At 62.5% G+C, this 21947-nt stretch carries 15 protein-coding genes and 1 pseudogene; 3 read left to right on the top strand and 13 right to left on the bottom strand.

Annotated elements, in window-relative coordinates; all coding sequences use genetic code 11:
* Nucleotides 1–4 precede the first annotated feature (4 nt).
* A complete protein-coding gene (locus OKW98_RS22205) occupies nucleotides 5–154 on the bottom strand; it encodes a hypothetical protein (protein WP_265386682.1) in 150 nt (49 codons plus the stop codon).
* Between the two features lie 561 nt (nucleotides 155–715).
* Between OKW98_RS22205 and OKW98_RS22200 the strand changes: the two genes are divergently transcribed.
* Together OKW98_RS22200 and OKW98_RS22195 are read left to right on the top strand one after the other, a co-directional pair.
* Nucleotides 716–907, top strand: a complete 192-nt coding sequence (locus tag OKW98_RS22200) for a hypothetical protein (RefSeq protein ID WP_265386681.1) — start codon at nucleotides 716–718, stop codon at nucleotides 905–907.
* Nucleotides 904–1134: a hypothetical protein gene (locus OKW98_RS22195; protein WP_265386680.1), complete on the top strand. Its 231-nt coding sequence runs from the start codon at nucleotides 904–906 to the stop codon at nucleotides 1132–1134. Before OKW98_RS22200 ends, OKW98_RS22195 begins: the two co-directional genes overlap by 4 nt.
* 35 nt (nucleotides 1135–1169) lie before the next feature.
* Here the strand turns inward: OKW98_RS22195 and OKW98_RS22190 are convergent, their stop codons facing one another.
* The 11 genes and pseudogenes from OKW98_RS22190 to OKW98_RS22140 all read right to left on the bottom strand — a co-directional run bounded on the left by OKW98_RS22190 (nucleotide 1170) and on the right by OKW98_RS22140 (nucleotide 14785).
* Nucleotides 1170–1799, bottom strand: a complete 630-nt coding sequence (locus tag OKW98_RS22190) for a glutathione S-transferase (RefSeq protein ID WP_265386679.1) — start codon at nucleotides 1797–1799, stop codon at nucleotides 1170–1172.
* A 2-nt stretch (nucleotides 1800–1801) separates the two neighbouring features.
* Nucleotides 1802–2311, bottom strand: a complete 510-nt coding sequence (locus OKW98_RS22185) for a peptidylprolyl isomerase (protein ID WP_265386678.1) — start codon at nucleotides 2309–2311, stop codon at nucleotides 1802–1804.
* A 101-nt stretch (nucleotides 2312–2412) separates the two neighbouring features.
* Nucleotides 2413–6060, bottom strand: coding sequence for an AAA family ATPase (locus OKW98_RS22180; protein WP_265386677.1), 3648 nt, complete (start codon nucleotides 6058–6060; stop codon nucleotides 2413–2415).
* Nucleotides 6057–7298: an exonuclease SbcCD subunit D C-terminal domain-containing protein gene (locus tag OKW98_RS22175; protein ID WP_265386676.1), complete on the bottom strand. Its 1242-nt coding sequence runs from the start codon at nucleotides 7296–7298 to the stop codon at nucleotides 6057–6059. The genes OKW98_RS22180 and OKW98_RS22175 overlap by 4 nt, the downstream gene beginning before the upstream one ends.
* 67 nt (nucleotides 7299–7365) lie before the next feature.
* Nucleotides 7366–9051, bottom strand: coding sequence for a BatD family protein (locus OKW98_RS22170; RefSeq protein WP_265386675.1), 1686 nt, complete (start codon nucleotides 9049–9051; stop codon nucleotides 7366–7368).
* 364 nt (nucleotides 9052–9415) lie between these two features.
* Nucleotides 9416–10781 (bottom strand): annotated as a pseudogene (locus tag OKW98_RS22165) (tetratricopeptide repeat protein); the annotation flags it as partial.
* Complete coding sequence (locus tag OKW98_RS22160; protein ID WP_265386673.1) at nucleotides 10778–11845, bottom strand: vWA domain-containing protein; 1068 nt, start codon at nucleotides 11843–11845, stop codon at nucleotides 10778–10780. The gene OKW98_RS22160 and the pseudogene OKW98_RS22165, both read right to left, overlap by 4 nt.
* Nucleotides 11838–12329, bottom strand: coding sequence for a DUF4381 domain-containing protein (locus OKW98_RS22155; RefSeq protein WP_265386672.1), 492 nt, complete (start codon nucleotides 12327–12329; stop codon nucleotides 11838–11840). The genes OKW98_RS22160 and OKW98_RS22155 overlap by 8 nt, the downstream gene beginning before the upstream one ends.
* Nucleotides 12326–13270: a DUF58 domain-containing protein gene (locus OKW98_RS22150; protein ID WP_265386671.1), complete on the bottom strand. Its 945-nt coding sequence runs from the start codon at nucleotides 13268–13270 to the stop codon at nucleotides 12326–12328. The genes OKW98_RS22155 and OKW98_RS22150 overlap by 4 nt, the downstream gene beginning before the upstream one ends.
* Nucleotides 13271–13274: 4 nt before the next feature.
* Complete coding sequence (locus OKW98_RS22145) at nucleotides 13275–14234, bottom strand: AAA family ATPase (RefSeq protein ID WP_122537587.1); 960 nt, start codon at nucleotides 14232–14234, stop codon at nucleotides 13275–13277.
* A gap of 188 nt (nucleotides 14235–14422) precedes the next feature.
* Complete coding sequence (locus OKW98_RS22140) at nucleotides 14423–14785, bottom strand: hypothetical protein (RefSeq protein WP_265386670.1); 363 nt, start codon at nucleotides 14783–14785, stop codon at nucleotides 14423–14425.
* An 822-nt stretch (nucleotides 14786–15607) separates the two neighbouring features.
* Here OKW98_RS22140 and OKW98_RS22135 point away from each other — a divergent pair.
* A complete protein-coding gene (locus tag OKW98_RS22135) occupies nucleotides 15608–20464 on the top strand; it encodes an NAD-glutamate dehydrogenase (RefSeq protein WP_265386669.1) in 4857 nt (1618 codons plus the stop codon).
* A gap of 839 nt (nucleotides 20465–21303) precedes the next feature.
* Here the strand turns inward: OKW98_RS22135 and OKW98_RS22130 are convergent.
* Nucleotides 21304–21828 (bottom strand): GNAT family N-acetyltransferase, encoded by a 525-nt coding sequence (locus tag OKW98_RS22130; RefSeq protein ID WP_265386668.1) that lies wholly within the window; start codon nucleotides 21826–21828, stop codon nucleotides 21304–21306.
* Nucleotides 21829–21947: the final 119 nt, after the last annotated feature.

The raw sequence follows: 21947 nt of genomic DNA, 5'->3' as shown, positions 1-21947 counted from the left end.
ATGGCTACTCCTGTTCGCTGGCGTCGGGCACGTGCTGGGCGTTTTGCATTATCTTGAAACTGGCGAGCAAGTCGATCCGGTTCTGATTTTGCTCAGCACTCTTGAACAGGCTCAGGGTGTGGGGCGAGAGCAACGCGGCAAGGTCCATCATCATGAAAATCTCCTTGAAGGCACGGGGTAGAACGCTACCGCCATGCTCAGCAACAACAGGTTACGAGCCTTTCCGGGGCTGACGCTTTTTTTTGCATGATCGCTTACGTCACGCGCAAACGTCGTCACAGTCTCAAATTCGTTACAGATGTTTCAGCGTGCCAAAGGAAACACGCATGCACGTCTCCCTGTCAACCCGGCGCGTCGATTCAGCCACTAACACGGCTTTAAACATTGGAGGAATCGTCGCTAAAAAGGCGATGACGCACCATGGTGCGAGTTTGCAGTGACGGCAGGTATATTCCTACTACTACGTAGGACGCGAATTACAGACAGAGCCATTTTGGACAATTCAGCACGGCCTGTTCGCGAGCAAGGTGGAGCGCCACCCCGGTCACTCCTACAGGATTGGTGCAAACTTCGAGAACGCGGTTATCTATGAGCCCGATTAACTCCCTGAATAATCAACCCCATCGATGTTTTGAATCGCCAGCCATCGTTTTTTAACCCGCACAACTTCACGCATTCTGGGCGCCTGAAACAGACACGTCCCGGAGCTACAAACATGGCCGCTGCCATCCTCACCTCAATCAAACACGGCGCTTATACCGCCATCGCGTTGTATGTTGTTTTCATCGCAGTGGTTACCGTCATCAGCACGAACCCACAACTCAATGCACCGTCGCAGATGTCCGCGCAAACTGCTTCCGTTGAACTCAATCGCGCGGCTGTTAGGTCGCAGGGGCGTGCGTCGTGAAAGGCGCGAACTTCTGGGTGATTGTTTTTTTTGCACTCATCAACAACGGCTGCTCGTTGCTCGGCCATGGCGAAGGTTCGGTGGGCGGTGTGGCACGCAGCATGGCGTTCAAGACCGAGGTCGCTGAAGCGGTGGAGATGCAGCGCTCGCAAAAGCTCAACACCGGTCATCCGCCGCCACGGCACAGCGAGATGATTTCACCGATCTTTGAGATGGAAGTGGTGTAGCGAAGTGGTTTAGCTATTAACCATTGCGGTTGCAATCAGCGCTTGGCCATCGCAGTGATAAACAGGTCGGATGCCAGAAAACGCTGTAACCAGCGTTGCAGGTGGGGGTAGGGGCTTTGCCAGAACCAGTCCGCATCCACCGCGCAGAACTGCCGTATGAAGGGCGCTATGGCGATGTCTCCCAAGGTCAGTCGATCGGCGACCAGAAAGTCCCGTGACGCGAGTAATTCGTTCAGCCGGCGCAAAAACCTCTCTCCCCGCTGGCGGTATTCTTCCTGGGTGAATTCGGGATAACGCACGGCGTATTTGTAGTGATCCAGATCCTGCTTGAAGCTGCTGTCGTTTTCCGCGATCAGCTCGGCGATCTGCCTTTGCCCGTCGACGTCGTGGGCCAAGGACCAATCGTTCGGGTCATGCTGCGCCAGGGCCCAGCCCATGATGTCCAGACTTTGCTCCAGCACCCGGTCGTGCAGCACCAGCACAGGCACCGTGCCTTTTGGTGAGCGTTCGAGCATCTCGGCCGGTTTGGCTTTGAGGCTGACCTCCACCGTGGCCACCGGTACGCCGCAATACCCCAGCGCCATGCGAGCGCGCATGGCGTAGGGGCAGCGGCGGAACGAGTAGAGCGTCGGCGCCGTCAGTTCAGCATGAGGCGCCGACGTCATACTCAGGCCTCGGTCAGTTCGCCGCAGTCGGCGATGACGACTTTCTTGCTGGTGCGGCCGGATTGCGAACCCAGGGCTTCGATGGCCTTGACCACGTCCATGCCTTCAACGACTTTGCCGAAGACGACGTGTTTGCCGTTCAGCCATTCGGTGACGATGGTGGTGATGAAGAACTGGCTGCCGTTGGTGTTCGGGCCAGCGTTGGCCATCGACAGGTCACCTGGCGCGGTGTGCTTGAGGGTGAAGTTTTCGTCTTCGAACTTGTTGCCGTAGATCGACTTGCCGCCAGTGCCGTTGTGGTTGGTGAAATCACCGCCCTGCAGCATGAAGTTCTGGATCACGCGGTGGAACGACGAACCCTTGTAGCTGAGGCCGTCGCCTTTTTCGCCGGTGCACAGAGCGCGGAAGTTTTCAGCGGTTTTCGGAACGACGTCGTTGTGCAGTTCCATGACGATGCGACCCATTGGCTCGTCGTTGGCAGTGATGTCGAAGAATACTTTTGAGTTTGCCACGTGGTTTTACCTTCTTTGGAGTTTGGCGCGACTGTCGCGCAAGGGATACAGGGTTGCACAGAAACGCCATCGGGCGTGTCTGTGCGTCGTGAAAAAACGGTTTAGCCGCTGCTGACCTCGACGGTGCTCAGGCCATTGCCCTGACGCCGCACCTGAATCTGCACCGGGATTCGCTCGTGCATTTCCTGCACGTGGGAGATCACCCCGACCTTGCGGCCCTGGGCCTGCAGCCCGTCGAGGGCGTCCATGGCCAGTTGCAGGGATTCGGGGTCGAGGCTGCCGAAGCCTTCGTCGATGAACAGCGATTCAATCTTCAGCGTGCTTGAAGCCATGGACGCCAGGCCCAGGGCGAGGGCGAGGGACACCAGGAATGTTTCCCCGCCCGAGAGCGAGTGAACCGAGCGCAGTTCGTCGCCCATTTCCGTGTCCATGACCAGCAGACCGAGCATGCTGCCGCCGCGCTTCAGGCGATAGCGACGCACCAGTTGCTTGAGCTGCGCGTTGGCGTGGTGGACCAGCAGATCAAGGTTGTAGGCCTGGGCGATCTTGCGGAACGTGTCGCCGGTGGCGGAGCCGATCAGCGCGTTGAGCCGGGCCCAGCGCAGATATTCAGCGTGCGCGTGGGTGATGCGTTCTTGTAGCGCGCTGCTGGCCTCGCGACGGCGGTTGTCTTCGCTGACCTGGGCACGCAGGTCGGCGCACAGCTGATCCTGAACCACCGATTGCGCCTGCGCCTCGGTCAACGCCGCGAGTAACTGCTCGGCGTCGCCACTGTCACTGTGCTGGGCCTGATGCTGCTGCAATTGCGCCGCGCGCTCATCCAGCAGAACCCTGGCTTGCTCCAGCGCTTTTTCGCTGGACTGCAATTGCTGACGCAACCCGCCAACGCTGTCGTCGCTCAGCCCCAGCAAGGCCTCAAGCGCGGCATCGTCGAGCTCGCTGTGGCTGCTGCGCCACGCGGCGATCTGTCGTTCGAGTTCTGCCAGTTCCTGTTCAAGGGCCTGCAAGCGGTGTTGCTCGCCGTCCAGTTCTGCGGTCAGCTTGATCAGTTCGCTGCGCGCCGCTTGCAGTTCGTGGGCGATGGCGGCCTGGGCCTCACGCGCCTGCTCGACCGCGTGCTCAAGGGCGTGCTGCCAGCGCTCGGGCGACGGGTGCTCGCCGAGGGTCTGCGCCAGATGCTGTTGCACCGTCTGTTGCTGCTGCTGACGAGCCTCGAGTTGCGCCTGCACCTTCTGATGTTCTGCCGCGCGACTCTGCTGGGCAACCTGCTCGCGCTCCAGTTTTTGCGCCCGTTCGCTGTGCTCCTGCTGCTCGGTCTTCTGCTGATCGAGCTGTTCGACGCGGGCGGCGATGTCGTTGTCCAGCTGCATGAAGCTCTGGGTCGCCGACTCGCGCCACTGGCTCAGGCTTTCGGCGGGTAGCAGCGGCTCGAACTCCTGCAGCGCCGCTTCGAAATCCTGGTTGTCCACAGCGATGTGGCGTTGCTGATCGTCCAGCAGCTTCATCGCCTGCTGACTGGCCTCGCGTGCCTCAAGAACTTGCTGCTGCAGCGACTCGGCGTCTCGTTGCACTTTCAGCAGGCGGGTCTGGCGCTGCTCTGCGCTGAGAATATCCTGGGCCAGTTGATGCAGGCGTTCGCTCAGCCAATCGCCGCGCAGGTGCTCGGGCTGTTCCAGCAAACGCGGATGCAGCGGGTGTGCTTCCAGTTCAGGCGCCAGAGTTTGCAGCTGTTCAGTCAGTTGATCCTGTTGCGGTTTGGACTGCTTGAGCTGGTTGTTCAGTTCGGCGACTTCCGCGCGCAGCTCGGCGAGCTTCTCGCTGAGCTGCCCGACAGTTTGCCGTGCCCGCGCTTCTTCGCCATCGTCGTGACCCGACAGCGCTTCAAGCAGTGCCTCGGACTGGTGATACGGATGTTCTTCGCTGCCGCACACCGGGCACGGTTGCTGATCGACCAATTGCTCGCGCAGTTGCTCGACACTGGCGCTGCGGGCCAGGCGCTGGCGTTGCAGCAGTTCAACGGTGACCTTCAGCGCCTGCTCGGCGGCTTCGTGTTCGGCCTTGAGTTTCAGGCCTTGGGCGATGCCTTGGGCACGACGCTCGGTGGCCTGCTGCTGGCGGGTTTGCACATCCAGCAAACGGACAGCGACGTCCTGATGGCGCTGCCACAAACGGTCGAGCGAGTCGCTGGCGCTGTGCTGCTGGCGGTTGTCCTGCAGCAATTGCCCCAGCCGTTCGATGTCGTGGCTGACTGCATCGGCCTTGACCTCGGCGTCGTCGTAAAGGGCCTGCAACGCGCTGCGGCGTTCGCCCAGGCTCTGTTCGGCGAGGGTGGCGTTTTTCTCCAGCTGCGGCAGCTCGGCACGGCCCTGAATCAGCCGCGCGCTGAGCTGCACGGTTTGCTGCAGACGCGGCCGGTAGGCGCTCCACGACTGACTCAAGGTGGTCAGCGACGCGCTCTGCTCCAGTTGCTCGGCGATCGACTGCAAACGCGCTTCGACCTGGCGTTGCTGCTCGGCCAGTTGATCGAGCGTCGACTGCCCCTCGGTACTGGCCTGCTGCGCGGCGCGCGCCTGCTCGCCGAGTTGTTGCAGTTCCTGATTCAAATGATTGAGCGTGGCCTGCTGCTCGAAGGCTTCACTCAGGGCCGGTCGCGCGTTGGCCAGTTGTTCCTGCGCCTGCTGCAACGCGCTGTCGGCGCTGAGGCGTTTGCTGTCCAGCTCGGCGATGCGCGCATCCAGTCCGGTTTGCTTGAGCTGATGGGCCTCAATCGCCGCGGTCAGCGGCGCGAGCTGAGCTTGAAGCCGGGCGCGCTGAGCGAACAGATGCCGCTGCGGCGCCAGACGCTCCAACAGCGCAAGCTGCTGACGATCGGCGCTGTGTGCGTCCCAGGTCTGCTGGGCGCTGGCGAGCTGTTCGTTGGCGGCCTGATGGCTGTCGCGCAGGCGACTCAGCTCCTTGAACCATTGCTGTTTGAGCTCCAGCTGGCGCAGTTGCGCCTGCTCCAGTTTCAGCTGCTGCTGGGCATCGTTGAAGCGCTGCTCAAGCTCGGCGCGCTGCGCAGGCTCCATCGGCGTCAGCGTGCCGGCCTGGGCTTGAAGGGTTTTCAGCGCCTCTTCGGCTTCCTTGCTTTTGCTGTAGGCGCGGCGGCCCAACTGGCTGTAGATCGCCGTGTCGGTGAGCTTCTCCAGCAGTTCGCTGCGGTCTTTGTCGTCGGCCTTGAGGAATGCGCTGAATTCGCTTTGCGCCAGCATCACCGCGCGGGTGAACTGCTCGAAGTTCAGCCCCAGGCGCGCTTCGAGCAGGGTCTTGTATTCGGTCTTGTTCTGCGTGCTGAGAATCTGCTCGCTGTCCAGATCAATCAACGTCTGCCGGCTGGCCTGAAGTTTTTTCGTGGCGTTGTCGCGGGCGCGGTTGGCTTCCCAGCGCGCGCGATACCGGCGCTTGTCGATGCCGACGAAATCCACCTCGGCGTAACCGCTGCCGGTGCCGCGACGCAGCAGGTTGCGCGGGTCGTTGGTGCTAATGTCGCCGTCGATCTCCGGCACGCGGGACTGGCCGATGTTGTTCAGCCGGGGAATCGCGCCGAACAGCGCCAGGCACAGGGCGTCCAGCAGCGTGCTTTTGCCCGCTCCGGTGGGGCCGGTGATGGCGAACAGGCCCGCGCTGGCGAGGGGCTCGGCGGTGAAATCCAGCTCGAACGGGCCGGCCAGCGAGGCGAGGTTTTTCAAGCGGATGGCGAGAATTTTCATGGCTGTTCGCTCTCCAGCTGCACGTCCTGAAGCAGGGTCGCGAAGTCCTGCAGCGTCTGCTCATCCACTTCGCTGCCGTAGCTGTCCTGCCAGGCGCGGCTGAACAGCTCCTGCGGGCTCAGCTGGTCCAGCTCGATCAGGTCCTGATTGGCGTCTTCATCGCGACCGCCCTTGCCGGCGTATTCGGCGGCGATGCGCACCAGGCGCACGGCCTTGCCTTCCAGCGCGGCTTCGATCTGGTTGCGCAGGTCCGGCTGAGGTTCGTCCAGGCGCACGCGGACTTCGAGCCACGGCTGACGGTCGACGTCGGCCAGCAAATCGATGTCCGGAAGGTCACGCAGTTGCAGCAACAGCTCGGCCAGTGGCGCCGGGCCGACCCGTTGCAGGTTCACGGCACGGGGAATCAGCAGCGGTTTGACGCTGACCAGCTTGTCGCCATCGCACTCGATTTCGAGGATCTGGTGCTGGTAGCCGATTTCCGAAAACGACAGGGGAATCGGCGAGCCGCTGTAGCGAATGCGGTCCTCGCCGTTGATCCGCTGGGGTTTGTGCAGATGGCCCAGAGCGACGTAGGTGATGCTGTCGCCGAACAGGCTGGCGGGCAGGGCTTCGGCGTTGCCGATGATCAGGCTGCGTTCGGAGTCTTCCGACACCGAGCCGCCGGCCATGTGCGCGTGGCTTATGGCGATCAGCGCCTGGCCTTTCTTACGCCGTTGGTTCGCGGCGGCGATGAGCATTTCATGGACTTGACCGATGCCGCGCAAATAGTTGTCGCCCAACGCCGCACCGGTGACTTCGGCAGGCCGCAGGAAAGGCAGCGCCAGGCACCAGCCAACGACTTTGCCCTTGGCGTTGCTCAGCGGCAGCAGCAGGCGATCGACGTCGAGCACGCCGTCGTCGAGCCAAAGCACCCGGCCCAGCGCATGGGTGCGCAGGCGTCGCATCAGCGGCGCGGGCAGCTCGATGCGCGAGCCGGAGTCGTGATTGCCGGCGATCATGACGATGGTCAGTTGCGGATTCTGCTCATGGGCGCTGACGATGAAGTCGTACAGGCGCTCCTGGGATTTTACCGGCGGATTGACCGTGTCAAAGATGTCGCCGGCGATCAGCAGGACATCCGGTTTGCGCTCGGCCAGACGGGCCAGCAGCCAGGTCAGAAAGCTGGCGTGTTCGAAATCTCGCTCCTGACCATGAAGGTTCTGGCCGAGGTGCCAGTCGGAGGTGTGGAACAGACGCATGGGGGTACCTTGGTTTAACAATCAGCGCATTTTGTCTGTGACCGGAGAATGCGCTGATCGATGGAAATCATTTTGGATAAAGCGGCGGCAGGCTGTCGCCCCCGCTCGGGTCCTGGGGGTTTTCGATGGCGGGCAGCGCTTTAACGGCGCGCCAGAGGTCTTCCCCCAGCCACAGTTTTTCGGTCTCGCTGTACAGCGCGCCATTCAGGCCATCCAGCGCATGGGACAGCGGCACGAAACGCGCGGCCATGTCGGCCAGGGTTTCCGGCTGCTGACGGGCCCAGGCGTCCAGCGCCTGGCGGGTGGCGTGGGGGTCGTTGGCCAGGCACGCGCGTTTCAGGTCGTCGAGCACTGTACGCGGACTCGGCCCCGTTTGCGCGACCCGGGCCAGCGCCGGCTGCCAGCGACCGCGCCACCACAGGCCGAAGCCCAGCAGCGTGGTGAAACTCAGGAGCACCGTGCTCAACTGCCACGGCCACACCGGCGGGCCGATGACCGTAACGTTGCCGTTGTCGCTCACGGGCGTGTCCACGGCAAACGCCGGGTTGAGGCTGACCTGCAAGGTGCGGGCGGGCAGGGCGCTGTGTTCCAGGTGGTCTTCCTGAGTGTTCCACCAGACCAGATCCACAGCCGGAATCTCGATGGCGCCAGGACGATTGGGCACCAGCGCCTCGCGCTCCTCGCGTACGCCGGTCAAACCGCGCTCGCCGGGCTGATTGCTCAGTTGCGGCTGATCGGGGTAGCGGCGCAACGCGCTGACGTCGGTGGCGGGCAGCGGCGGCAATTGCGCGCTGGACAGGCCTTCAGCCTTCAGTTGCAAGGTGCGCGTGAGGGAATCACCGACCTGACTGTGGGCAGGTTCCGGGCTCCAGTTTTCACTGAGGCTGACGCTGCGCGCCGGCAGCCAAGGGGTATCGGCGGGGTAGTGCACCGGTTGCGGCTTGACGTCGAGGGTCAGGGGCAGCGAAGTCACGTGCATCAATCGGCCCGGCTTCGGCCCGCTGGCAATCGCGCCTGGCGCCATGGCGGCGGCCGCAGCGGCGTCATTGGTGTCCTGAACCAGCGTGGCGCTGAACGACTGGGCCGGAATGGTCAGCTTACCGCTGTGCTGCGGATACAGCGCGTAACGCATTTCGATCACGCCGTGGCGAATGCCGTTGATCTGCTTCTCGTACGTGCGCGTGTCGCCGAGCTTTTCAATGCGCGCGTCCGGCACTTGCAGCGGGGTCAGGCTGCTGTCGTCGAACAGCGACACCGAATGGTAGATGCGCACGGTGAGCAAGACCTGCGCTTGAACATACACGCTGTCCTGATCCAGGCTCGCCTCCATGAACACTGGCGCGAGCTTCTGCTCCTGCCCCTGGGCGACGGGGCCGACATCGACCACTTGCAGCACAATCGGCTTACTGGTCATTTCGCCCAGTTTCAGCGACGGGATTTCGATCGAGCCGCTGTGGCGCGGCATCAGCGTAACCAGCCAGCGAGTCGTCGCATGGACGTTGCCTTCCAGCGTGTTCAGACTGTTGAGCTGGCGGGTGTCACGCACCTCGAAGTCGGCGTCCAGCGCGCTCATGTCCGGCCTGCCGAAGACGGTGGCGTCGTCGGTTTCAAGGGTCAGTTCAACGGTTTCGCCGGTGTTGACGCGCGTGCGGTCGACGCTGGATTGCAGCGTGGAGCCCGCACTGTCGGCCTGTGCCACCAGGGCGAACAGGCTCAACATTCCTGCGATCAGCAACCTGTGCAGACGACTCATCGGGTCTTTTCCTGATGCTGCTGTTGTTCGTACCAGAATTTGCGCCGTAACAGTTCGCCGGGTTCGTCGGGGATCTGCCGCAGCCATTGTTCGAGCGCCTGTTTTTGCTCGCCATTGATTTGCCCGTCGCCCGGCTTGCCGGAGGCACGCGCAGGCTCATCGCTGTCGGCTCCTGCGCCGGACGCCTGCTCATCTTCGGAGCCTTCCTGATCGCTGGCAGAACGGTCGGCATCGGCATCCTGCTGCGCTGACGGCGCACGCGATGACGACTGTCCCGAATTGCCCTCCCGGGCATTGTCGGCGTTCTCGTCGGTCTTGGCCTTGTCGTCCGCTTTCGCCTGATTTGCCGCCTTGTTCTGCTCCAGCACTTGCTCCACCAACGCCTTGTTGGCTGACGCCGCGGGGAAGTCCGGTTGACGCTCCAGCGCCTGTTCATAGGCGTCGATGGCGGCTTCCAGCTCACCGCTTCGGGCCAGCGCATTGCCGCGATTGTAATGGTCGGCGGCGCTGCTGCCCTGGGCAAAGCGCTGGACGGCGCCGGCGTAGTCACCGGCCTGATACAGCGCGATGCCTTGCCACTGCGGGTCTTCGAAATGCCGCGCAGCTTCCGCCGGGTGATGCCGCTTGAGCAAGTGCTCGCCCTGTTGATCGGGCCGGCGCCACAGGTCCTCGAAACCGAAGGCATAGCTGGGTTGCGGCACGGCCATCAACAGCAACGGCAAACACAACAGCCAGCCGCGACGCCCGGCGCAACCGGCCAGCAGCAAAAGCGGGAGCAGCAACCAGTAGCCCTGATCGGCCCAGCGGTCGAGCCGCACTTTCTGGCCTTGGTTGATCAGACTCTTCGGGCCGTCGAGCAGGCCAAGGTCATTGAGGTCCTGATTGTCCAGGCGCAGCGAAGTGTAGCGACCGCCCATGCTGTCGGCGAAATCCTTGAGCACCGGCCCGTCCAGACGCGGCACGAGGATGCCGCCCTGGGCGTCCTTCAGAAAACCGCCTTTCTCTTGGGTGACCGGCGCGCCTTCAGTCGTGCCGACGCCAAGCATCAATAAAGGCGGGGCGTCGCGGCCGGTCATCGCGGCGCGTATCCCCTGACGCTCGGTCTCACTGAGGGACGAGCCGATCCACAGCAGCCGCCCTTGGCCGAGGTCGCCCTGTTCCAGCAAATCCAGCGCCTTGCGCACGGCGAGGTCTGCGCGCTGGCCGACTTCGGGCATGATCGACGGCTTGATCGCATCCAGCAGGTTTTTGCTGGTGGCCAGATCGTCCGACAGCGGCACCAAGGTGTGGGCGCTGCCGGCGTACACGATGATCGCGGTCTGTGAGTCGCTGCGCGCCTGCAACAGATCGAGTACTTTGCGCCGCGCCTGTTCCAGCCGGGTGGGCGGGCTGTCAGCGGCGAGCATTTCCGGAGTCAGTTCCAGCATCACCACCAACGGATCGACCGGCCGCTGGCTGTTCTGCTCAACCCGCTGCCAGCTCGGCCCGAGCAATGCCACTAGCGCCAGCAACCAGCCAAGACCCAGCACTATCCACGGCAATTTGCTTTCCCGGCCGCCGCCACCGCTGAGCAGGGCGGAATGAAAGGCGCTGGGAATGATCATCTGCCAGCGCCCGACGCGTTTCTGCCGATTCCATAACCGCCACAACAGCCAGCCGAGCGCCGGCAGCATCAGCAGCCAGCCTGGGCGTGACCAATGGGGCCAAAGAGCGGAGAGGAATTCGATCATGGGCGCCTCGTCAGGCGCTTCAAGCGTTGACGCCACTGCGTGCCTTGCACAAACGTCGGCCGGCGCGCAAAAAAACGATAAACCGGGCTGTTCCGCCAGCGCTCCTGAACCACGAGCAGAAGGCTCAACACCAGGGCCATCGTCAGCGGTACGTGATAAAGCGCCCGGGCAGGACGTGCCTGGGTCGGTTGTTGAGCGACAGGCTCCAGCCGGTCCAGCGCCTTGCCGATGCCGGCCAGTTCGGCGCCGTTGCGCGCGCGGAAATATTGCCCGCCGCTCACCGCAGCGATTTCCCGCAGAGAAGGCTCGTCAAGATCGAGGCTTGGGTTGAGGCCGAGAATGCTGGTGGCGCCTTTGTCGGGATCGGCGCCGATGCCGATCGGGTAGATTTTCACGCCTTCGCTGGCGGCCAGGCGCGCAGCGGTCCTAGGGTCGATCTGGCCCGCGTTGTTGGCACCGTCGGTGACCAGAATCAGCACGCGGCTCTCGGCCGGGCGTTGGCGCAGACGCTTCAACGCCAGGCCGATGGCGTCGCCTATGGCGGTGTTCTTGCCGGCAATGCCGATCCGCGCTTCGTCCAGCCAGACGCGCACGGTCTTGCGGTCGAAGGTCAGCGGCGCCTGCAGATACGCCTGACTGCCGAACAGAATCAGGCCGATGCGATCGCCCTGACGGTGCTCAAGAAAGTCCCCCAGCAGCATCTTCACCAGGGCCAGCCGGCTGACTTCGTCGTTTTTCCAGACCATGTCCGGGTAATCCATCGACCCCGACACGTCCACGGCGACGAGCAGATCGCGGCCGCTGGCGGCAACCGGCAACGGCTCGCCCAGCCATTGCGGGCGGGCGGCCGCGACCAGCAGCAGGAGCCAGACGGTAATGAACGGCAACTGACGCCGCCAGCCCGGCAAATGGGTTCGCGCACGGCGCCCGGCGAGGCCTTCCAGCTCAGGGAGAAAGCTGACCTTCAGCGCTGCTTCGCCGTTGTCTGCGGCGGGCAGCACGAAACGCATCAGCCACGGCAGCGGGAGGATGGCGAAGAGCCACGGCCAGGCGAATTCAAACATGCTTGCGAATCCAGGTCTCGACCGACTGGGTCAGGCCGTTGATGGCCTTGTCGTCGAGCTTGCATTCCGGCTTGTAGGCGCCCTCGACGAGGATCATCCAGCGCGTCAGGCCGGCGGCCGGGCAGCGGTTGTCGAGAAACGCCAGCCATTTGCGGCCGTTGAGGGTGTGGCTCTGGCTGTAGGGGTAGTGATTGCGGCACAGACGCTTAAGCAGGCCGTTGATCTGCTGCAGCCAGGCGCCGGCCGGTGCGCCGTCATAGGGTTTGGGCATCTGCGCGAGCTCGACCAGTGCGGCCTGGCGCAATGGGTCCAATGGCTCGACGGTGTCACCGCTGGTCTTTTTTGGCAGCAGCTTGCGGGCGCGCCACAGGCCGTAGCCCAGCACCGGCAGCAGGATAAGCAGCAGCCACCAGCCCGGCGCGGGCGGCCAGAATCCGACCGGCTCCGGCAGAATCAGCGGTTGCAGCGGGTCCAGCGCACTCATGGCTGTTTTACCGGGCGCTGGCCGTTGAGGTATTCGCGCAGTTGCTCGACCATTTCCCGCTGGGTGCTCAGCGGCATCATCAGCACGCGCAGCTTCTTTGCCAGCAGTTCCCAGCGCGCCTGACGCGCCTCGCCCTGGGCACGGTAGCTCTGGCGCAGGTCGGCGTTCAGGGTGTCGAGCTCCAAGTGCGCGCCGCGATCGGCAAAGCGCAACAGGCCAGCGGCAGGTAAAGCGTGATCCAGCGGATCGGACAGCGGCAGCAGCAGCAGATCGCAATGCCGTGACAGCAAGGCCAGCTGCTGTTCGGCCGAATCGGACAACGCGCGCTCGTCGCACAGAATGATCGCCAGACTCCCCGGACGCATCACCTCCCGCGCGCGGCGCAGCGCTACGCCGAAGGTGTCGCGGTCGGCAGCGGCTTCGGTGTGCAGCGACTGATTGACCCGCACCAGCCGGTTCAACAGTTGCAGCAGGCTTTGCTTGCTGCGTCGCGGTTTGATCTCGTAATGCTCGTTGTCACCGAACACCAGCCCGCCAACCCGGTCGTTGTGGCCCAGCGCGGCCCATCCGACCAGCGCGGCGGCTTGGGCGGCGAGGACCGACTTGAACATCAGCCCGGACCCGAAGAACAGCCGGCGGCTTTGCTCGACCATGATGAAAATCGGCCGCTCGCGTTCTTCGTGGAACAGTTTGGTGTGGGGCTCTTGGGTGCGGGCGGTGACGCGCCAGTCGATGGTTCTCACGTCATCACCCGCCTGATACACCCTGACCTGATCGAAATCGACCCCGCGCCCGCGCAGCTTGGAGTGGTGCAGACCTATCAGCGGGCTGCGCTGGCTGGGCGTGGAAAACAGCTGCACTTCGCGCACGCGATGACGCATCTCAATCAGGTCGGCGAGGCTGATGCGGATGCCCGGTTGGGAGATCAGATAGGGTTGCATGGGTTCAGGCGACGGCCACGACGTCGAGAATGCGCTGGATCACGCGGTCTTGATCGATGCCCGCTGCTTCGGCTTCGAACGACAGAATGATGCGGTGACGCAGCACATCGAAGACCATCGCCTGGATGTCTTCCGGGCTGACGAAATCGCGTCCGGCCAGCCAGGCGTGGGCCCGGGCGCAGCGATCCAGGGAAATCGAACCGCGCGGGCTGGCGCCATAACCGATCCACTCGGCCAACTCGGCATCGAACTTGGCAGGCGTGCGGGTCGCCATCACCAGTTGCACTAGGTATTCCTCAACGGCATCGGCCATGTACAGGCCGAGGATTTCCTTGCGCGCGGCAAAAATCGCCTGCTGGCTGACCCGGCGCTCGGGCTTGGTCTCGCCATTGAGCGCTTCGCCACGGGCCTGCTGGAGAATCTTGCGTTCGACGGTGGCGTCCGGGAAGCCGATCTTGACGTGCATCAGGAAACGATCGAGCTGTGCCTCGGGCAGCGGGTAGGTGCCTTCCTGCTCGATGGGGTTCTGCGTCGCCATCACTAGAAACAGCGGCGACAGGTCGTAGGTGCTGCGCCCGACACTGACCTGACGCTCGGCCATGGCCTCCAGCAGCGCCGATTGCACCTTGGCCGGCGCGCGGTTGATTTCGTCGGCGAGCACCAGGTTGTGGAAGATGGGGCCTTGCTGGAACACGAAACTGCCAGTTTCCGGGCGATAGATCTCGGTGCCGGTGATGTCGGCCGGAAGCAGATCGGGTGTGAACTGGATGCGATGGAATTGCGCTTCGATGCCTTCAGCCAGCTCTTTGATTGCCTTGGTCTTCGCCAGACCCGGCGCGCCTTCGACAAGCATGTGGCCGTCGGCCAACAGCGCGATCAGCAAGCGCTCAACCAGTTTCTCCTGCCCGAGAATCTGGGTAGAGAGAAAGGTCTTCAGCGCGATCAACGCTTCACGATGTTCCATCGATGACAGTTCCTGGCAGGAGAGGCAGCAGCGCCAAGTGGCGCCGAAGCTGGGGGCGTTACTTTAATCCATCGCAGGGGCGCCGACTAATCGGCCGGCGGGTTTTTTCGGCTTTTCAGCAAAGGACTGGGCAAAAACAAGAACTGTCTTACATTTGCGTCAATTGGCGCCCGGTGCTGTGGTGGGCCTCAGTTGATCTGGCTGACGTACGTCCCGACATCCTTGAGGATGATCCGCAACGTGGCGTCCAGCTCGGCCAATTCGCTGGCGGGGGTACTGTGGGTGATCTCATACGTGGTATCGCCACCCAGGGGTTTGGCGTCGGCGGCGTCGATTTCGACCAACAGCCGGGTGTTGCTGAGGGTGACCGTGATGTTTTCCTCGACGTGAATGGTGTCGTCACGGAACGTGATATCGACCTCATCCTCATCAGGGAACCGCGCGAGTAAAAACAGATCACCGGTGCTACTGCCATGGCAGCAGGCCAGCGCCATATCATCTTCCTCCTCGTCGCATGGGTTATAGATGAAACTGTCGGTGGTCATGTGCATGGTGGCGATTCCTCTGGCGTGGTTCAGGGCAGGGATGGATTTTGCCAGTCCTGCGTCAGATTTGCTGAAGATTGCGGTGTGCGATCAGGGTAGCGGTTGTGTGAACCTGACCCACCGCGTTCGCCAGCAAGCCGGCTCCTACAGGGGTGATGGCGCACAACCTGGCCTCTTCCCGGCTAAAGCCGGTCCTACGAAGGCATCGCGTGCATCGAGTGGGAACGATCAACCGCGAAATTGATGCGACCAAACTGGCCTCTTCCCGGCTAAAGCCAGTCCCACTAAAAAAGCACCGCGTACTTCCAGTGGGGTTGGCGCTGACCGTAGGACCGGCTTCAGCCGGGAAGCTTTTGATCTGCTTAAACGCGCTTTTGATCTTCGTAGGATGGCGGATGGCAGCGGGCCCACGGAGCGAGACCGGAGTGAAGGAACCCGACGAAGTCGGGCCCAACCGAGAGCAGGCACCCTTGGTTACTTGGGGTGCTTTTCCAAGTAACTCGCCGAAGGCGAAACACGAGGCCGTTAGGCCGACGCCTTTGACCTTCGTAAGCCACGCCGCAGGCCCAAGCCTGCAACCCGATGTCCGAATATGTCGCAGCATCGCAAGCAGATTCAGGGCGCCACTCGTTAAGCTGCACTCCAGCCGAACAAATGTGACGGCACACACACCAAAAGCGTTAGTAATTCACGCAGTGCGAATCGCATTGCCCCCTGTCACGTTATGCTGACTATCATCGACCAGACGCAAACGTGACAAACGAACACGCTCCACCCGACACACGCATCTCTCCTATATAAAAGCTCAAGCCAATCGGAGTACCACAGATGGCGTTCTTCACCGCAGCCAGCAAGTCCGACTTCCAGCACCAACTGCGAGCGGCACTGGCTCAGCACATCAGCGAACAGGCACTGCCACAAGTGGCGCTGTTCGCCGACCAATTCTTCGGCATCATCTCCCTCGACGAACTCACCCAGCGCAGACTCTCTGACCTGGCCGGTTGCACCCTCTCGGCCTGGCGCCTGCTCGAACACTTCGAGCACGGCACGCCTGAAGTGCGGGTCTACAACCCCGATTACGAACGTCACGGCTGGCAGTCCACCCACACCGCCGTCGAAGTGCTGCACCACGACCTGCCGTTCCTGGTCGACTCGGTGCGTACCGAACTGAACCGCCGCGGCTACAGCATCCACACGCTGCAGACCACCGTGCTCAGCGTGCGCCGTGATGCGAAAGGCCAGCTGCTCGAACTGCTGCCTAAAGGCACCAGCGGCGACGACGTCCTGCAAGAATCGTTGATGTACCTGGAGATTGACCGTTGCGCCAATGCGGCGGAGCTGAACGTGCTGGCCCGCGAACTGGAGCAGGTGCTGGGCGAAGTCCGCGTTGCCGTTGAAGACTTCGAGCCGATGAAAGCCAAGCTCCATGAGCTGCTGGCCGGCATCGACGCCACCGAATACAACATCGACCCGGAGGAGAAATCCGAGGTCAAGGTGTTCCTCGAATGGCTGGTGAACAACCACTTCACCTTCCTCGGCTATGAAGAGTTCACCGTCAGCAACGAAGGCGAGGGCGGTCAGCTTCAGTACGACCCGTCGTCCTTCCTCGGCCTGACCAAATTGCTGCGCGCCGGCCTGACAGCCGATGACCTGCACATCGAAGGCTATGCAGTGAAGTACCTGCAGGAGCCGACCCTGCTGTCGTTCGCCAAGGCCGCGCACCCGAGCCGCGTGCATCGCCCGGCCTACCCGGACTACGTGTCGATCCGCCAGATCGACGCCGACGGCAATGTCATCAAGGAATCGCGCTTCATGGGCCTGTACACCTCGTCGGTGTATGGCGAAAGCGTGCGCGCCATTCCGTACATCCGCCGCAAGGTCGCTGAAGTCGAGCGCCGTTCCGGGTTTGACGCCAAGGCGCACCTGGGCAAGGAACTGGCGCAGGTGGTTGAAGTGCTGCCCCGCGACGACCTGTTCCAGACCCCGGTGGACGAACTGTTCACCACTGTCATGTCGATCGTGCAGATCCAGGAGCGCAACAAGATCCGCGTGTTCCTGCGCAAAGACCCGTACGGCCGTTTCTGCTACTGCCTGGCCTATGTGCCGCGCGACGTCTATTCCACCGAAGTCCGTCAGAAAATCCAGCAAGTGCTGATGGATCGCCTGAAAGCCACTGACTGCGAGTTCTGGACCTTCTTCTCCGAGTCGGTACTGGCGCGCGTGCAGCTGATCCTGCGTGTGGACCCGAAAGTTGCCCTCGACATCGACCCGCAGCAGCTGGAAAACGAAGTCATCCAGGCCTGCCGTTCGTGGAAAGACGACTACGCCAGTCTGGTTATCGAAAGCTTCGGCGAAGCCCAGGGCACCAATGTCCTGGCCGACTTCCCGAAAGGTTTCCCGGCAGGCTATCGCGAGCGTTTCGCCGCGCACTCCGCCGTGGTCGATATGCAACACGTGCTGAGCCTGTCCGAAGCCAATCCGCTGGTCATGAGCTTCTATCAGCCGCTGTCCGGCGATAAGGCGCAGCTGCACTGCAAGCTGTACCACGCCGACACGCCGCTGGCGCTGTCCGACGTTTTGCCGATCCTGGAAAACCTCGGCCTGCGCGTACTCGGTGAATTCCCGTACCGCCTGCGCCACACCAACGGCCGCGAGTTCTGGATTCACGATTTTGCGTTCACGTACGGCGAAGGCCTGAACCTGGACCTGCAACAGCTCAACGACACGCTGCAGGACGCCTTCGTCCACATCGTGCGTGGCGAAGCCGAGAACGACGCCTTCAACCGTCTGGTGCTGACGGCCGGTCTGCCGTGGCGCGACGTGGCGCTGTTGCGCGCCTATGCGCGTTACCTGAAACAGATCCGTCTGGGCTTCGATTTGGGTTACATCGCCAGCACGCTGAACAACCACGCCGACATCGCCCGCGAGCTGACGCGTCTGTTCAAGACCCGCTTCTATCTGGCGCGCAAGCTCAGCGGCGGCGACCTCGACGACATGCAGCAGCGTCTGGAACAGGCGATTCTGACCGCGCTGGACGGCGTGCAAGTGCTCAACGAAGACCGCATCCTGCGTCGCTACCTTGACCTGATCAAGGCGACCATGCGCACCAACTTCTACCAGACCGATGCCAACGGCCAGAGCAAGAGCTACTTCAGCTTCAAGTTCAACCCGCGCCTGATCCCCGAGCTGCCGAAGCCGGTGCCGAAGTTCGAAATCTTCGTCTACTCGCCGCGCGTCGAAGGCGTGCACCTGCGCTTCGGCAACGTGGCCCGTGGCGGCTTGCGCTGGTCCGACCGTGAAGAAGACTTCCGCACCGAAGTGCTGGGTCTGGTCAAAGCCCAGCAAGTGAAGAACTCGGTCATCGTGCCGGTCGGCGCCAAGGGTGGTTTCCTGCCCCGTCGTCTGCCGACCACCGGGACCCGCGACGAGATCCAGGCCGAAGCGATTGCTTGCTACCGCCTCTTCATCTCCGGTTTGCTGGACATCACCGACAACCTGAAAGAAGGCGTCCTGGTGCCGCCGGCCAACGTCGTGCGCCACGACGACGATGACCCGTACCTGGTCGTCGCCGCCGACAAAGGCACCGCGACTTTCTCCGACATTGCCAACGGCATCGCCATCGACTACGGCTTCTGGCTCGGCGACGCCTTCGCTTCCGGCGGCTCGGCGGGTTACGACCACAAGAAAATGGGCATCACCGCCAAGGGCGCGTGGGTCGGTGTGCAGCGCCACTTCCGCGAGCGCGGCATCAACGTCCAGCAGGACAACATCAGCGTGATCGGCGTCGGCGACATGGCCGGTGACGTGTTCGGTAACGGCTTGTTGATGTCCGAAACGCTGCAACTGGTCGCGGCCTTCAACCACCTGCATATCTTCATCGACCCGAATCCGGACCCGGCGAGCAGCTTTGTCGAGCGTCAGCGTCTGTTCGACCTGCCGCGTTCGGCGTGGACCGATTACGACACCAGCCTGATGTCTGCAGGCGGCGGTATCTTCCCGCGCAGCGCGAAAAGCATCGCGATCACCCCGCAGATGAAAGCGCGCTTCGACATCACCGCTGACAAGCTGACCCCGACCGAGCTGATGCACGCATTGCTCAAGGCGCCCGTGGATCTGTTGTGGAACGGCGGCATCGGCACCTACGTCAAAGCCAGCAGCGAAACCCATGCGGACGTGGGCGACAAGGCCAACGACGCGCTGCGCGTCAACGGCAACCAGCTGCGCTGCAAAGTGGTGGGCGAGGGCGGCAACCTCGGCATGACCCAACTGGGCCGTGTCGAATTCGGCCTGATGGGCGGCGCGACCAACACCGACTTCATCGACAACGCAGGTGGCGTGGACTGCTCCGACCACGAAGTGAACATCAAGATCCTGCTGAACGAAGTGGTTCAGGCCGGCGACATGACCGAGAAGCAGCGCAACCTGCTGCTCGAAAGCATGACCGACGAAGTGGGCAACCTCGTTCTCGGCAACAACTACAAGCAGACCCAGGCCCTGTCCCTGGCAGAGCGCCGTGCCTACGAGCGCATCGCCGAGTACAAGCGCCTGATGAGCGACCTGGAAGCGCGCGGCAAGCTGGACCGCGCCATCGAGTTCCTGCCGGCGGAAGATCAACTGGCCGAGCGCATCGCCGAGAAGAAGGGCCTGACCCGGGCCGAGCTGTCGGTGCTGATTTCCTACAGCAAGATCGACCTCAAGGAAGCGCTGCTGGAATCCCGCGTTCCGGACGACGACTACCTGGCGCGCGACATGGAAACGGCGTTCCCGCCGTCACTGGGCGCGAAGTTCTCCGAGTCGATGCGTCGTCACCGTCTGAAGCGCGAAATCGTCAGCACGCAGATCGCCAACGATCTGGTCAACCACATGGGCATCACGTTCGTGCAGCGACTCAAAGAGTCGACCGGCATGACCGCGGCCAACGTGGCCGGTGCTTACGTGATCGTGCGTGACATTTTCCATCTCCCGCACTGGTTCCGTCAGATCGAGGCGCTGGACTACAAGGTCCCGGCCGAGATTCAGTTGGCGTTGATGGATGAGCTGATGCGTCTGGGCCGTCGCGCGACGCGCTGGTTCTTGCGCAGCCGTCGCAACGAGTTGGACGCGGGGCGTGATGTGGCGCACTTCGGTCCGCACATTGCGGCGCTGGGCCTGAAGCTGGACGAGTTGCTGGAAGGCCCGACCCGTGAGGTCTGGCAGACGCGTTATCAGGAGTATGTGGCGGCCGGCGTACCGGAGTTGCTGGCGCGGATGGTGGCGGGTACGAGTCATTTGTACACGCTGTTGCCGATCATCGAGGCGTCGGATGTGACCGGTCAGAATGCAGCGGACGTGGCGAAGGTGTATTTCGCGGTGGGCAGTTCGCTGGATGTGACGTGGTATCTGCAGCAGATCAGTGCGTTGCCGGTGGAGAACAATTGGCAGGCGCTGGCCCGTGAGGCGTTCCGTGATGATATCGATTGGCAGCAGCGGGCGATTACGGTGTCTGTGTTGCAGATGGCGAATGGTCCTGCGGATGTTGAGGAGCGTTTGAGTCTTTGGCTGGAGCAGCATGTGTCGATGGTTGAGCGCTGGCGCGCGATGTTGGTGGAGTTGCGTGCGGCGAGTGGTAATGATTATGCGATGTATGCGGTCGCTAACCGTGAGTTGCTGGATCTGGCGATGAGTGGGCAGACGGCTGTGATTTGATGGTTTAGTCGGCTGTAAACCGAAGCCCCGCGTTGAGAGACGCGGGGCTTTTTTTATGGTCTCTTGGAGACTGTCGGCGTTCTGAAGGTCAAGAGCGTCTGCCTAACGGCAGACATTTCGCCTTCGGCGAGTTACTTGGAAAAGCACCCCAAGTAACCAAGGGTGCTTGCTCTCGGTTGGGCCCGACTTCGTCGGGTTCCTTCACTCCGGTCCCGCTCCGTGGGCCCGCGCCGAACGGACATCCATGTCCTGACGGCGCTCTCGCCGCATCCATGCGGCTCGGCCCACTGCGCGAGACCTGCGTTCAGCCTGCACCCAAGTCGCGATTGGCGGTGACTGGACTTTTTGTGTAGGGAGATCAAGATCAAAAGCGCGTTTAGGCAGATCAACAGCTTCCCGGCTGAAGCCGGTCCTACAGTCGAGGTCGCCGCTAGTTTCACTGGGCTCATGCGGTGCTTTTGTGGGCCCGGTTTTGGTTGGGAAAGAAGCCAGCCCCACTGACTGCACGCGTCGCTTTTAGTGGGACCGGCTTTAGCCGGGAAGCGGCCGGTTTGGGCATCATCAATCTTGCGGTTCAACGCTTGATCGTTCCCACGCTCCGCGTGGGCATGCATCCCGTGACGCTCCGCGTCACTTCGTGCACGACCTGCAAAGTGTTTTCGCAGCGTGACGCGGAGCATCCGGGGTGGCATTAACGCTCCGCCCACCGTTTCACTGGCTGTATGCATTCCCCTGTAGGAGCCGGCTTGCTGGCGAACGCGGTGGGTCTGTTGTGAAGATGTCGACCGACTTACTGTTTTCGCCAGCAAGCCGGCGCCTACAAGGTCGGCGTTGAGCCGTTATTTTGCTGGGAGGGTTGGTTTTTTCAATCGGGCCATGCTGATGGCGTCGACGAGGACGCCGTCGCGTATGGCGTAGTCCCGCAGGCGGCCTTCGGTTTCGAAGCCGAATTTGCGGTAGAGCGCCAAAGCGGTTTCGTTGTCGGCAAACACGGTGAGTTCAACCCGGTGCAGGTTCATCCAGTTGTCCGCGACTTCCAGCACGGCGGCCATCAGCCGCGACCCCACCCCTTTGCCCTGCCACGCTGCGGCCACGCCCATGCCGATAGCGCCGACATGGCGCTGGCGAATGCGCGCGTACTGCTCCAGACCAATGTTGCCGATCACCTGACCCTGATGCAAAGCGACGAGCTTCACCGACCGGTCATCCGCCCCCGCCAGCCGCTTGCGCCAGACATCGGCGGACTGATACGGCATCTGAAGCACCTGACGGCACACCTCGGGGTCGTTATACAACGCCGTGACACCCTCGATATGGGCCTCGGTAAAACGATGGATCACCACCTGATCAACAGCAACATTCACTGGATTCATCCTTTGAAAACAGAAAGAGGGGACAGTCTAAGCGGCTGATTGCGGATGTGGCTACGGCGACCAACGCCCAAAAGCATGGATAGCGTGCGTGGTGACGCAGAGCGTCACCG

The sequence above is a fragment of the Pseudomonas sp. KU26590 genome (assembly GCF_026153515.1).
GTDB lineage: Bacteria > Pseudomonadota > Gammaproteobacteria > Pseudomonadales > Pseudomonadaceae > Aquipseudomonas.
Note: the sequence above shows the minus strand (reverse complement) of the source record. Positions and strands in the feature narration are given on the sequence as shown.